This window comes from Streptomyces sp. NPDC001194 (assembly GCF_042896985.1).
Lineage (GTDB): Bacteria > Actinomycetota > Actinomycetes > Streptomycetales > Streptomycetaceae > Streptomyces.
In genome coordinates this window covers 888657-901813 of record NZ_JBIAXU010000001.1, presented here as the reverse complement: position 1 = coordinate 901813, position 13157 = coordinate 888657, and the positions used below count along the sequence as shown (strand labels likewise).

Genomic DNA, 13157 nt, shown 5'->3' with positions numbered 1-13157 from the left:
GAGGGGCGGGCCGGGCCTCAGCCCCGCACCCCGGCGGCCGGGTCAGCGCAGCGGCCAGACGTGCGCCGACCCGGCGGGGAGCCCGGCCCGCCAGAGCCGTGACCAGACCCGCCACCAACTCGGCTTCCTGTTCCTTCCCATGCCGGGCAGGTTAGGCAGGGGCCGGGCGGTGGTTCACGGAGCGGGAGAGGAATCTGTCACTCCGCGCCCTGCGGTGCCGCTCGCCGGCCGCAGCCGGTACCGGTGGAGCCGGAAGGCGGCGTACGCCACGAACGGCACCACGACCAGGGGCACGGCCCACCAGGGGAGCCCGATCAGGTGGGCGCCGACGGCAACGCCGAGACAGCTCAGCGCCGAACCGATGAGCAGGGGCATCCCGAGCGCCCGCCACGTCCACGGCCCGCGCCCGCCGGCCCCGGCCAGCCACGCGGCCGCGAAGCCGAGCCCGAGGGCGGCGAGCAGCCCCGTGAAGGTGGCGAGGCCCGCGCCGATCCGGGCTTCGTCGCGGGGCTCGTCGGCGGTGCCCTGCCGGATGTCCCCCTGGGCGACGGCCATGATCCGGCCGCGCCACACGGTGGCGGACACCTGATCGCCGGGCTCCAGCCGCGAGAGCAGCGGCCCGGGGTCCCCGAACCGCACGACGGCCGTCCAGGCGCCCGGGCTGGAGAGCGTCGCCTCGAACTTGCCTCCCTTGCCCTTCTCGACCACGGTGCGGTCAACGGCGACTGGGAGCGTACGGATGCAGTCGTCGGCGGGACAGGGCCGGGCGGCGGCGTAGTCCTCGTACCGCCGGACGTCATCCGGCAGCGCCACCGTGAACAGCAACCCGCAGATCAGCGCGGGTATCAGCGACAGGACGGCCAGTAACACCCCGACCAGCCGCCCGGACCCGCTCTTGCTCTCGGCCACCACAAGCCTCCCCCGTACGCATGTTCGCTCCCCACAGCCTCCCCGGCCGCGAACGCACGGGCAAACATCCGGACCGGCGCGCCTCACGGGCGGGCGGGGTTGACGCCCCGGATGGTCTGGAAGACGGCCTCGTGGAGGTGGGGCGCGCCGGAACCCCGGAGGGTGACCATGGCGGTGCAGACGGGGTTCCGGTGATCGGGGTCGGTGGGGGTTCGGGGGTTTCCCGGCAGTCCACTGTCCTTCCGTGTCGGTCCGGGCCGTCAAGGGCGCTCACTTCGTTCGCGTCGCTTCGCGATGTCGCTGCGCTCCACCCTTGACTGCCCGGCCCGCCCCGGAATGCCATAAGACTGCCGGGAAGCCCCCGAAGGAACGGTCAGGGGGACGGCCAGGCCCACGGGTGCGTCAGGGATGCGGACCTTGCCACCCGGTTCGGCCACGTCCCGCCTCACCCGCACCACCGGCCGTCGGCCAGTCCCAGGGGCGCCCCAGATCGCTACGCGCTCCTGTCGGCATAGCGTCCGACGACCGCCTGTGGCCGGACATAAGCCGCCCACGACCAGCCCCAACCACTCCAACAGGGCGCCTGCGGCCCGTTTGTCCCTTTTGGTAGACGATCGGGACTCACGAACCGTCTTGCTGGAGTGGGAGGTTGGGAAATCCGGCATGAGACTCCCTCTCGCCTGTTTTTCGTCCGCAGACGGTCCTCAGACGCCCGCAAGCAGCCCATGACGGTCCTTTGGCGTCCTCCGGCGACCCGCAGACGCCGAAATAGTCGTCCATGGACGTCGTCTGGGCGGCTTATGTCCGGCCACGGGCGGTCGTCGGTCGCTGAGATGTGAGGAGCGCGTAGCGATCTGATGCGCGCCCTGGTCGTGGCCGGGTGTGGTGGTCCCGGGACGGGAACAGGGCCGGCGAAGAGTGCCGGTCAGGATCGCTGAGGGCCCGCTCCTCCTCGGTATCCTCCCGGCCATTCCTTCGGGGGTTTCCCGGCAGTCTGTTGTCTTTCCGGGGCGGGGCGGTCGGTCAAGGGTGGCCGAAGGCCATCGCGGAGCGACGCGAACGAAGTGAGCGCCCTTGACGGACCGGCCCGACACGGAAGGACAGTGGACTGCCGGGACGCCCCCGGACACCATCCCGACCCCGCCGGACCGGGACCCCGCCCCCCCGAAGCCCCCGCTCGCGGTCCCGCCGCCCCGGGCGCACCCTGGAGACAGGGTGACCCCCTGGAGGTGATGCACCATGCCCACACTCGTCGGGTGGCACGTGGAGCTCGAATTCACCGAGGAAGGCCACCGCACCAGCGCGGCGGCCATGGTCAGGCTCGGTGACGGCTCCGAGATGAGGGCGCACGGCTACGCCATGCGCCACCCCTCCGATCCGGAGCAGCTGCGGGTCGGGGAAGAGATCGCAGGCGCTCGCGCGCTGATGGATCTCGCGTCCCAGATGTTGCAGAAGGCCCACTCGGAGATCGACGACGCGACGGGCCGACACTCTTACCCGCTCAGCCACTGACCCACTGCGCGAGGGTGGGACCACACGCTGCGGGCGAGAGCGCGAGAGGTGCCGTGAGGGACTTTCGAGCCCCTCACGGCACCTTGCCCGAACGGGGTCAGAGACGCTCGGGAGTGCGGATCCCCAGCAGGGACATGCCCTTGGTGAGCGTGCGGGCGGTCAGGTCGCACAGGAACAGGCGGTTCTCGACCTGCTCCGGGGTGTCGGCCTTGAGGACCGGGCACTCCGCGTAGAACGTCGTGTACAGCGAGGCCAGCTGATAGAGGTACGCCGCCACCTTGTGCGGGGCGTACTCCGCCGCCGCTTCGGCGAGCAGCTCGCCGAAGTGGTCCAGGTGCAGGCCCAGCGCCCGCTCGGACGGGGTGAGGGCCAGCTCCGGGTGGGCCGCGGGACGTGCGTCCCCGGCCTTGCGGAGGATCGACTGGATACGGGCGTACGCGTACTGGAGGTACACCGACGTGTCACCCGTCAGCGACACCATCTGGTCCAGGTCGAACTTGTAGTCACGGGCGGCCGAAGTCGACAGGTCCGCGTACTTCACCGCGCCGATGCCGACCTGCGCCGCGCGTTCGGCGATCTCGGCCTCGGTCAGGTCCTGTGCCTTCTCGCGAACGACCGACGCGGCCCGCTCCACCGCCTCGTCCAGCAGGTCCACCAGCCGGACCGTCTCGCCCTCACGGGTCTTGAACGGCTTGCCGTCCTTGCCGAGGACCGTGCCGAAAGCCAGCTGCACGGCCTTGACCCCGTCGTTCAGCCAGCCCGCGCGGCGGGCCGTCTCGAAGACCATCTTGAAGTGGAGCGACTGGCGGGCGTCGACCACGTAGATGAGGGTGTCCGCCTTCAGGTTCCCCACGCGGTCGCGGATCGCCGAAAGGTCGGTCGCGGCGTAGCCGAAGCCGCCGTCCGACTTCTGGACGATCAGCGGGGTCGGGTTGCCGTCCGGGCCCTTGTACTCGTCGAAGAACACGCACAGCGCACCGTTGGAGCGGACGGCGACGCCCGAGTCCTCCAGCAGCTTGCACGTCTCGACCAGCATGTCGTTGTAGCCGGACTCGCCGACGACGTCCGCGTCCTGGATGTCCATGTCCAGCTTGTCGAAGACGGAGTAGAAGTAGATCTTCGACTCGTCGACGAACCGCTGCCACATGGCGAGGGTCTGCCCGTCGCCGGCCTGGAGGTCGACGACGCGCGCCCGCGCCCGCGTCTTGAACTCCTCGTCGGAGTCGAAGAGCGCGCGCGAGGCCTTGTAGAGGCGGTTGAGGTTGGACATGGCCTCCTCGCCGGAGACCTCCGCGTCCGACTTGTGGTCCAGCTCGTGCGGGTGCTCCAGCAGGTACTGGATGAGCATGCCGAACTGGGTGCCCCAGTCGCCGATGTGGTGGCGCCGGACCACCTTCTCGCCCGTGAACTCCAGGATCTCCACCATCGCCGCGCCGATGACCGCGGACCGCAGGTGGCCGACGTGCATCTCCTTCGCGACGTTCGGCTGCGCGTAGTCGATGACCGTCGTGCCCGCGTTCGCGGCGTACGGGACACCGAGGCGGTCGTCGCCGGCGCGGGCGGCGAGGGTCTCGATGATCGCCCGGTCGGAGACGGTGATGTTGAGGAAGCCGGGGCCCGAGACCTCGATGTCCTTGATCAGGTCACCGGTCGGGATGGAGCCGACCACGGTCGTCGCCAGCTCGCGCGGGTTGGCCTTGGCCTTCTTCGCGAGTGCCAGGATGCCGTTGGCCTGGAAGTCGGCCCGGTCGCTTCGTCGCAGCAGCGGGTCGGCGCCACCGGCCTCCGGCAGAGCCGAGGCGAGGGCGTCGGCGACGCGCTGATTGACCGAAGAAGCGAGGGAAGGGACCGAGGCCATGAGCTGCCGTTCCTGTGAGGTCGTGCCTGAAGCTGCACTTGGTTGTTCCGACAAGCCCCGAGTATCCCACGTGGGGCCGTCCCGTTTCCCGAGATAAAGGGGGCCCGTGGGCAACCCCGGAGTGCCCCGCTCCGTCTGGGAGAATGGCGAGAAGCCAGCATTCGAGATAGAAGGACGTGTCGTGGCTCAGAGCGCCCAGAGCAGCACCGAGACCGACTGGGTCTCCCGTTTCGCGGACGAGGTCATCGCCGAGGCGGAGCGCCGAGCCCCGGGCAAAGCCGTAGTCGTCGCGTCCGGACTCTCCCCCTCCGGCCCGATCCACCTGGGCAACCTGCGCGAGGTCATGACCCCGCACCTGGTGGCCGACGAGATCCGCCGCCGCGGCTTCGAGGTCCGGCACGTGATCTCCTGGGACGACTACGACCGGTACCGCAAGGTGCCCAAGGGCATCCCCGGCGTCACCGAGGAGTCCCACGCCCAGCACATCGGCCGCCCGCTGACCGCGGTCCCCGCCCCCGAAGGCTCCGCGCACCCGAACTGGGCCGAGCACTTCAAGGCCGCCATGGTCGAGGCACTGGCCGAGCTGGGCGTCGAGTACGACCCGATCAGCCAGACCGAGCAGTACCTGGCCGGCACCTACCGCGAGCAGGTCCTGCACGCGATGAAGCACCGCGGCGACATCGACGCCGTCCTCGACCAGTACCGCACCAAGCAGAAGCCGGGCGGCAAGAAGCCCCAGCAGAAGCAGGTCGACGAGGCCGAGCTGGAGGCCGCCGAGGGCTCCGGCGCGGCGAACGAGGACGACGGCAGCGCCGAGGGCTCGGAGTACTTCCCGTACAAGCCGTACTGCGGCGCGTGCAACAAGGACTTCACCAAGGTCACCTCGTACGACGACGAGACGACCGAGCTGACCTACGTCTGCACCGAGGACGACTTCACCGAGACCGTCAAGCTGTCGGAGTTCAACCGCGGCAAGCTGGTCTGGAAGGTCGACTGGCCGATGCGCTGGGCCTTCGAGGGCGTCATCTTCGAGCCCTCGGGCGTCGACCACTCCTCGCCCGGCTCGTCCTTCCAGGTCGGCGGCCAGATCGTGCACCTCTTCGGCGCCGAGCAGCCGATCGGACCGATGTACGCGTTCGTCGGCATCAGCGGCATGGCCAAGATGTCCTCGTCGAAGGGCGGGGTCCCGACCCCGGCCGACGCGCTGAAGATCATGGAGCCGCAGCTGCTGCGCTGGCTGTACGCGCGCCGCAAGCCGAACCAGTCCTTCAAGATCGCCTTCGACCAGGAGATCCAGCGGCTCTACGACGAGTGGGACAAGCTGGAGTCCAAGGTCGCCGACGGCTCGGTGCTGCCGGCCGACGCCGCCGCGCACACCCGTGCCGTACGCGTCGCCTCGCACGAGCTGCCGCGCACCCCGCGGCCGCTGCCGTACCGGACGCTCGCGTCGGTCGTGGACATCACCGCCGGGCACGACGAGCAGACCCTGCGCATCCTGGCCGACCTGGACCCGTCGCAGCCGCTCACCTCCCTCGACGAGGTACGGCCGCGCCTGGACCGCGCCGAGAACTGGATCACCACCCAGGTCCCGGCCGACCAGCGGACGCTGGTGCGGGAGTCCGCCGACACCGAGCTGCTGTCGTCCCTGGACGACGAGGGCCGCGAGTCGCTGCGGCTGCTCCTGGAGGGCCTCGACTCCCACTGGTCGCTGGACGGGCTCACCACCCTCGTCTACGGCGTGCCGAAGGTGATGGCGGGCCTGGAGCCGGACGCGAAGCCCACGCCGGAGCTGAAGGTCGCGCAGCGCACGTTCTTCGCACTGCTGTACCGCCTTCTCGTGACCCGCGAGACCGGCCCGCGCCTGCCCACCCTGCTCCTCGCCGTGGGCGCGGACCGGGTCCGCAAGCTGCTGGCCGCCTGAGCGGCAGCCGTTCCACGGGTACGTGAAGGGCCCGCACCCCGAGGGGGTGCGGGCCCTTCCGCTCGCCGCTCGGCGTCGCCGCTCACGGCACGGGGCTCACGCGATGTGCTCGTTCTCCAGCTCGCGCTGGTAGCGCAGCTTCAGGCCCGGCATGAGCTTGCGGATCATCGAGGAGCTGCGCGGGTGGTCGAGACCGTGGCGGTCCGAGAGGTGTATGTCCACCTGCTCCGGGGTCGGGTAGTCGGAGTGCTCGTCCAGGTAGGCGCGGAACACCTCGTACGCGGCCTCGTTGAACTTCACCTGGTCGAAGTCGGCATCGACATCGGCGTCGGCGTCGGCCTCATCGCCGTCACCGTCGACGTCGGCGGCGACGGCCGGTACGGGAAGCCGGTCCTGCTGCGCGACGACCTCGTCCGGGCCGGCCGGGGGCATGACCGGAGTCGGCTCCAGGCCCTCGACGTACTGCGGGTTGTAACCGCCCTCGTACGCGGCCTGCGGAGCCAGCGGGGCCGCGAACCAGGCGCTGTCATGGGCGGCGGGCATCGCCGTCGGGTCCACCGCGAACGCGGGCGGGGTGTGGCCCGGCGGGGCCGCTGCCGTCCCCGCCCCGGGCACCTGGGCGGCAGCCGCCGCCTGCGCCGCACCCGGCCCAGGCTGCCCGGGAATGCCCGCGGCCATGGCGGCCAGGCCGACAGGGCCGGCCGGGCCCCCGACCGCTCCCGCCGGCCCCGGCCGTGCCGGAACCGCCGCGGCCGCACCTGCCCCGGCCGCACCTGTCGGGCCCGCCGGGCCCGGAACACCCGCGGCCGAGCCGACCGGGCCCGCGTGGCCCGCCGCCTCGCCCACCCGGCCGGCGGACTGCGCCGCCCGGCCCGTCTCCAGCGCCGGGGCCGGTGGCGCCGGGGCCGGGGCGTCCTTCGTGATGGCCGCCGCCGGAGGCAGGAGCAGCGGGTCGATGCCCGCCGCCGCCAGGCCCTCGGGGGCCGTCTGGGAGAGGGGGACGCCGATGCGGGCCAGCCGGAGCGGCATCAGCGCCTCCACCGGGGCCTTGCGGCGCCATGCGCGGCCGTACCGGGCCTGCAGCCGCGCCTGGTAGATCAGCCGGTCCTGCTCCATGCCGACCGCCTGCTCGTACGACCGCAGCTCCCACAGCTTCATCCGGCGCCACAGCTTGAAGGTCGGCAGCGGAGACAGCAGCCACCGCGTGATGCGCACACCCTCCATGTGCCGGTCCGCGGTGATGTCCGCGATCCGGCCCACCGCGTGCCGGGCCGCCTCCACCGTGACCACGAACAGGATCGGGATGACGGCGTGCATGCCCACGCCCAGCGGGTCCGGCCAGGCCGCCGCGCCGTTGAACGCGATCGTCGCCGCGGTCAGCAGCCACGCCGTCTGGCGCAGCAGCGGGAACGGGATCCGGATCCACGTCAGCAGCAGGTCCAGCGCGAGCAGCACGCAGATGCCCATGTCGATGCCGATCGGGAACACCAGCGAGAAGTTCCCGAACCCCTTCTGCAGGGCGAGCGCGCGGACCGCGGCGTACGAACCGGCGAAACCGATCCCCGCGATGACCACGGCTCCTGCGACCACGACGCCGATGAGTATCCGGTGCGTACGAGTCAGCTGCATCGCGGCCACCCGCGATCCCCTCCCCTTGTCGAGCTACGGCAGGCACAGCGTACGGGTGCCCGCACAGGTGACTGAATGTCAGCCTCCCGTTAGGCGCCCGCCACGCCGCCCGCCGCGCCGCCCGGACCCGCCGCGCCTACTGCGCGGAGGGAGAAGCCTGCTGCTCAGGCTGCTGCTGAGCCGGCTGCTGCTGCTGGTTGGCGGTGGCGACCGAAGCCACCGCCTCCTTCGCCGCGGCGATCGCGTTCTCGAGCAGCTTGGCCTGATCCGGAGCGCCGGCACCCTCGTAGGCCGCACCGTTGTAGTCGAGCGTGATCACGGCGTTCTGCGTGCGCGCCACGATCGTCGTGTTGAAGAAGTCCACGTCCTTCTTCACGCCGTACACGATCGACGAAGCCTGGTCGCCGATCCCGCCCGCCTGCTCGACCTTGACGTTCTGCGCGCCCTCGGTCGCCTTCGCGGTCTCGACCTGCTTGTTGAACTGGTCCTCGGCGCGCTTGTTCGCACCGCCGAGCGAGGAGTGGGACTCGTAGCGGACCAGCGAGATCGACAGCCAGCGGTACTGCGAGCCCTTCAGGCCGTCCTCGTCCAGCCCGTTCCAGGAGCAGCTGGCGCGGGAGGCCAGGTCGTTCGACTTGGTCGCGGTGCCGTTCTTGTCCTTCGCCTCGGGGACGAGGGTCTCGATCGTCTTCGTCTGGATCGACTTGCACGGGTCGGGCAGCGTCGCGAACGCCGCCTTCTCCAGCGCGGCCGAAGCCTTGCCGCTCGGCTTGGCGGAGGAGGACGCGCCGGGCTTCTTGTCGCCGCCCGAAGCGGAGTCCTTGCCCGAGTCGGACGAACAGCCGGCGACGGTGAGGATCACCGGGACGGCTGCGCAGGCGAGAACGCGAGTGAGGCGCGAGGCAGATCGGTGCATGGTTCCTTCAGTCAGTACGTTGTGGGCGCGTTCTGTGGACGCGGTGCGGACTCGGTTCGGACTCGGTTCGGGGCTCGGTTCGGGCTCGGCGGGCGGGCGCGGGACCCGAACAAAGGTAGCCCGACCCGGCGCGCGCCTGCTGTGCGCGCCGTCACGCCGAGCCCCGCGCGCCCCCGCTCACTCGTTGAAACGCTCGACGAGCGCCTGCGCCAACTGCCGCGCCTTGTCCTGGGTTTCGGGGCTCGAAGGCACCGTACCGGGCAGCGCGGGCTGCACGCTGTACTCCACCGTGACGATGACATTCGAGGTACGGAACACAATCCGCACGGTCCGCGACTGGGCCGCGCTCGCGCCCGCCGCGCTCAGCTTGTCCTCGATGTACGCCTCGGTCCCGAGCCCTTCGAGCACCCGCGAGCCGAGCTCCGGCGGCGGCGCGGAAGCGGAAGCGGAAGGGCTGCCGGCCCCCGGGGACGCCGGCTGCCCGCTCGCCGGCGGGGGCGCGCCGGGGCTGGTGGCCGCACCGGCGGCCGTACTCGGGGTGGGGCTCGCGGCGGGTCCGGGGAACGGCAGGTGCGCGTCCGTCAGCCGGCGCACGTACACCTGCCGCGCCTTGTCGTCGTCGCTCATGAGCGTCCGGTCGTACGAGACCACGCGCTCGAAGCCGACCGACAGCAGCCGGGTCTCCTCGGGCGACTGCGCCGTCCAGCGGCAGCCGACGTGCCGGTCGCCGTCGTACGAGGTGTCCGCGACTCCGGCGTACAGCTGGGCGCGCTGCTGCTCGGTGAGGCTGTCCCCGGCCGGGAGCATCGCCTTGAGGCGCTTGCCGTCGGCGGCCTTGCAGGGCGCGGGCAGGCTGCGGTACTTGCCGGCCGGTGCGGGAGCGGGGCTGCTGTCGCCCGCCTTGGAGTCGGTGTCGGACCCGTCGCCGCTGCCGCTGGTGCACCCGGTCAGGCCGGCCGCGCCGACCATGAGCGCGGTGAGCATCGCGATGCCCGGCAGGACTCGTCGTCGTTGCCGTACCGCCTTGCGCTGCACGTCCACTGGCTCCCTTCGACCGGCCGGGGCCGCCCGGCGGTCAGGAAAATGCGTTGCCGCGCTTTGGACGCGGATGAACACAATGTCTATCGCACACGCTGGTGCTGGCGCCGGTCCCCTGTCTGTTTTGGGGCTAAGAGCGAGGCTTTTGCGTATTACGAATTTTCTGTGGTTCTCGGGGGATTGAAGCGTTATGTCGTATGTAGAGGTGCCGGGAGAGAAGGTCCCGATCCGGATGTGGGCGGACCCCGCGTCGGTGGAGCCGAGCGCGATGCGCCAGCTGCACAACGTCGCCACGCTCCCCTGGATCAAGGGCCTGGCCGTCATGCCGGACGTCCACTACGGCAAGGGCGCCACGGTCGGCTCGGTGATCGCGATGAAGGACGCGGTGTGTCCGGCGGCGGTGGGCGTCGACATCGGCTGCGGCATGTCGGCGGTGAAGACGTCCCTGACGGCGAACGACCTCCCGGGCGACCTGTCCCCCCTCCGCTCGAAGATCGAGCGCGCCATCCCGGTGGGCGCGGGCATGCACCGCGACCCGGTGGACCCGGACCGCTTGTACGGCTTCCCGGTGGAGGGGTACGCGGGGCTGTGGGAGCGGTTCGACCACCTGGCGGACGCGGTCAAATTCCGTCATGAACGAGCCAAGAGGCAGATCGGAACGCTCGGAACCGGCAACCATTTCATCGAGTTTTGTCTCGATCAGTCGGGTTCGGTCTGGCTGATGCTGCATTCCGGCTCCCGCAACATCGGCAACGAGCTGGCCGACCACCACATCAACGTGGCCCGGAGCCTTGATCACAACCAGGGCCTGGTCGACCGGGACCTGGCGGTGTTCCTCGCCGCCACCCCGGAGATGGAGGCCTACCGCAACGACCTCTTCTGGGCCCAGGAGTACGCCAAGTACAACCGGGCCGTGATGATGAGCCTGTTCAAGGAGGTCATCCGCCGCGAGTTCCGCAAGGCGAAGGTCTCCTTCGACCGGGAGATCAGCTGCCACCACAACTACGTGGCGGAGGAGCGGTACGAGGGCATGGACCTGCTGGTCACCCGCAAGGGCGCGATCCGCGCCGGCAGCGGTGACTACGGGATCATCCCCGGCTCCATGGGGACGGGCTCGTACATCGTGAAGGGCCTCGGCAACGAGAAGTCGTTCAACTCGGCCTCGCACGGAGCGGGCCGGAAGATGAGCCGGACGGCCGCGAAGAAGCGGTTCTCGGCGCGCGACCTGGCGGATCAGACCAGGGGCGTCGAGTGCCGCAAGGACTCGGGCGTGGTCGACGAGATCCCGGGTGCGTACAAGTCGATCGAGCAGGTCATCGACCAGCAGACGGACCTCGTCCGGGTCGTGGCCAAGCTCAAGCAGGTCATCTGCGTCAAGGGCTGAGCCCTGGGTGCGGTTGTCGGGGGAGTGGAAGGGCCCGGACCGGAATCGGTCCGGGCCCTTCCGTGTGGTCCTCGACGTCTCCCCGCCGGGGGAGCTTCCCGGGGACACCGTGCCGGGTGCGGCGTACGCTCGTCGGAGGGGGTGTCGCGGGGTGGGTCCGGCGGGATCGCGGGAGGATCCATGACCGCGCTCGGTGAACTGATCGGGATCGACGAGCGGACCGTGCTGGTCCTCGGGCAGGAACTGGACGTCGAGCGCGGGCAGCCGGATGTCGGCAACGCCCTCGTGCACCGGGCCGGCGAGACCCTCGTGGTCGTCGACACCGGTGTCACCGAGGCCTTCCGCGCGGCCCTGCGGGAGGCGATGGACCAGGTCGGGCCGTGGTCCCGGGTGCTCGTCCTGACCACGCACGGCCACCCCGACCACGTGGGCAACAACGACCTGGCCGACGAGCTCGGCGTTCCGGTCGAGCACCGGGTGCCCGCGCCCGATCTCGACCAGATGCGCGACCCGGCCTCGTACTGGGTGCGGGCCTTCGAGCGCGTCGAAGGGATGGCGCCGCTGCCCGCTCCCGCACTCGCGGGCCCCGCGCTGGTGTCGCTGTTCCGGCCGTACCGGCCCTTCGCGGCGAACGCCCGCACCTACGAGGAGCGGCCGCTGGAGCGGATCCGGATCGGCTCGGCGCGCTTCACCGGCTGGACCTTCGCCGACGGTGCGGTCCGCGTGCTGCGCAGTCAGGGCCATTGTGCCGGGCACGTGATCGTGCACCTGAGGGACTGCGGACTCCTCCACCTGTCCGACGAGGGCAACGGGGCCTGCGGTGCGATGGCCGATGCCGACCAGCTCAAGATCCAGACCGTGCTCGGCGCCGTGGCCCTCCTCTTCGAGGAGGGGCAGGCCGAGCTCCTCACCGACGGGCACACCTTCGCCGTGCGCCGCGGCGCCGGGGTCGTGGTGCCGTTCCTGGACGGCCTGCTGGACCAGGCCGTCGCCCTGCAGTCGGCGGCCCTGGAGCTGACCACGGGGGACGGCCCGGTGCGGCCGAGCGTGTTCACCGGCCGGTACGCGGAGGTCTTCGCCGGGCTGGGCGGCGGCGGGGCGAACCCGAACGCGCTGTTCACGGCCATGATGGCGGTCAACGAGCTCCACGAGCTCGGCCTGCGGCCGGAGTCCGCCGACGTGGACGCCGACGCCGACGCGGACGCGGACGCGGACATGGACGCGGACACGGAGACCCTGTGGTCCCGCCCCCCGCTTCAACTGGGGTATTGACGCCCGGAGTTGGTCTAGACCAGGGTGGGGGCATGTGGAGATCTCGGGTCGTCGTGGGCGTCGTTGCTGCTGTGGGCCTCGGTCTGGGGGCGGTGGGGAGCGCCGTGGCGCGGCCCGTGGGGCTGCCGCCCGTCGTATCGCACGTGCCGACCTCCGAGAAGGTCGTGTTCATCACCGTCGACGACGGCTGGGTGCATGATCCCGCCGCCGCGCGGACGCTGATCGACAAGCGGGTCCCCGCCTCGCTGTTCCTGCTGCCGGGTGCGGTCTCGTACGACACCGGTTACTTCACCCGGCTGCTCGGCGAGGGGCGGGCGACGGTGGAGAACCACACCGTGAACCACCCCGATCTGACCACCCTCGACGCCGCCGGGAAGGACGCCGAGGTGTGCGGGGCCGGGGAGCGGCTGGCGGCGGCGTTCGGGCGGGAGCCGAAGCTGCTGCGGCCGCCGTACGGGGCGGTGAACGACGAGGTGCGGGCAGCGGCCAAGGCGTGCGGGGTGAAGGCGCTGGTCACGTGGACGTACGACTTCACCACCTGGACCGATGTGCCGCCGCCGACCCCGCGGCTCGAGGCCGGGGACATCGTGCTGCTGCACTTCACGCCGACGCTGGGCGCGGATCTGGACCGGGCCCTGGGTGCGGCGAAGGCCGCCGGGCTGAAGCCGGCGGCCCTCATGCCCGCGCTGAAGTCCGCGGGGCTGGTCCCGTAGGGGCC

At 71.1% G+C, this 13157-nt stretch carries 10 protein-coding genes; 5 read left to right on the top strand and 5 right to left on the bottom strand.

Annotation, left to right across the window (positions count from 1 at the left end):
- Positions 1–174: 174 nt before the first annotated feature.
- A complete protein-coding gene (locus ACFY1T_RS04365) occupies positions 175–909 on the bottom strand; it encodes a hypothetical protein (protein ID WP_390786877.1) in 735 nt (244 codons plus the stop codon).
- A 1239-nt stretch (positions 910–2148) separates the two neighbouring features.
- Here ACFY1T_RS04365 and ACFY1T_RS04360 point away from each other — a divergent pair.
- Positions 2149–2421, top strand: a complete 273-nt coding sequence (locus ACFY1T_RS04360; protein ID WP_390786876.1) for a DUF1876 domain-containing protein — start codon at positions 2149–2151, stop codon at positions 2419–2421.
- A 97-nt stretch (positions 2422–2518) separates the two neighbouring features.
- Here the strand turns inward: ACFY1T_RS04360 and argS are convergent, their stop codons facing one another.
- Entirely contained in the window at positions 2519–4279 is a 1761-nt protein-coding gene (gene argS / locus ACFY1T_RS04355; protein ID WP_390786875.1) for an arginine--tRNA ligase, read from the bottom strand.
- A gap of 181 nt (positions 4280–4460) precedes the next feature.
- Here argS and lysS point away from each other — a divergent pair, with 181 nt between their 5' ends.
- Positions 4461–6200 carry a lysine--tRNA ligase gene (gene lysS / locus ACFY1T_RS04350; RefSeq protein ID WP_390786874.1) on the top strand — a complete coding sequence of 580 codons (1740 nt, stop codon included), beginning with the start codon at positions 4461–4463 and terminating at the stop codon, positions 6198–6200.
- 96 nt (positions 6201–6296) lie between these two features.
- Here lysS and ACFY1T_RS04345 read toward each other — a convergent pair whose 3' ends face one another.
- The 3 genes from ACFY1T_RS04345 to ACFY1T_RS04335 form a co-directional block, all read right to left on the bottom strand.
- On the bottom strand, positions 6297–7838 hold the full coding sequence (locus ACFY1T_RS04345; RefSeq protein ID WP_390786873.1) for a DUF2637 domain-containing protein: 1542 nt from the start codon (positions 7836–7838) through the stop codon (positions 6297–6299).
- A 127-nt stretch (positions 7839–7965) separates the two neighbouring features.
- Entirely contained in the window at positions 7966–8745 is a 780-nt protein-coding gene (locus tag ACFY1T_RS04340; protein WP_030864502.1) for a DUF3558 family protein, read from the bottom strand.
- Positions 8746–8922: 177 nt separating this feature from the next.
- Entirely contained in the window at positions 8923–9780 is an 858-nt protein-coding gene (locus ACFY1T_RS04335; RefSeq protein WP_390786872.1) for a DUF3558 domain-containing protein, read from the bottom strand.
- A 193-nt stretch (positions 9781–9973) separates the two neighbouring features.
- On the opposite strand from ACFY1T_RS04335, the gene ACFY1T_RS04330 reads away from it, so the two are divergent.
- From ACFY1T_RS04330 to ACFY1T_RS04320, 3 genes are all read left to right on the top strand, one after another.
- Positions 9974–11167: an RtcB family protein gene (locus tag ACFY1T_RS04330; protein ID WP_390786871.1), complete on the top strand. Its 1194-nt coding sequence runs from the start codon at positions 9974–9976 to the stop codon at positions 11165–11167.
- A 180-nt stretch (positions 11168–11347) separates the two neighbouring features.
- Positions 11348–12439 (top strand): MBL fold metallo-hydrolase, encoded by a 1092-nt coding sequence (locus ACFY1T_RS04325; protein ID WP_390786870.1) that lies wholly within the window; start codon positions 11348–11350, stop codon positions 12437–12439.
- A gap of 32 nt (positions 12440–12471) precedes the next feature.
- Positions 12472–13152, top strand: a complete 681-nt coding sequence (locus tag ACFY1T_RS04320; RefSeq protein WP_390786869.1) for a polysaccharide deacetylase family protein — start codon at positions 12472–12474, stop codon at positions 13150–13152.
- Positions 13153–13157: the final 5 nt, after the last annotated feature.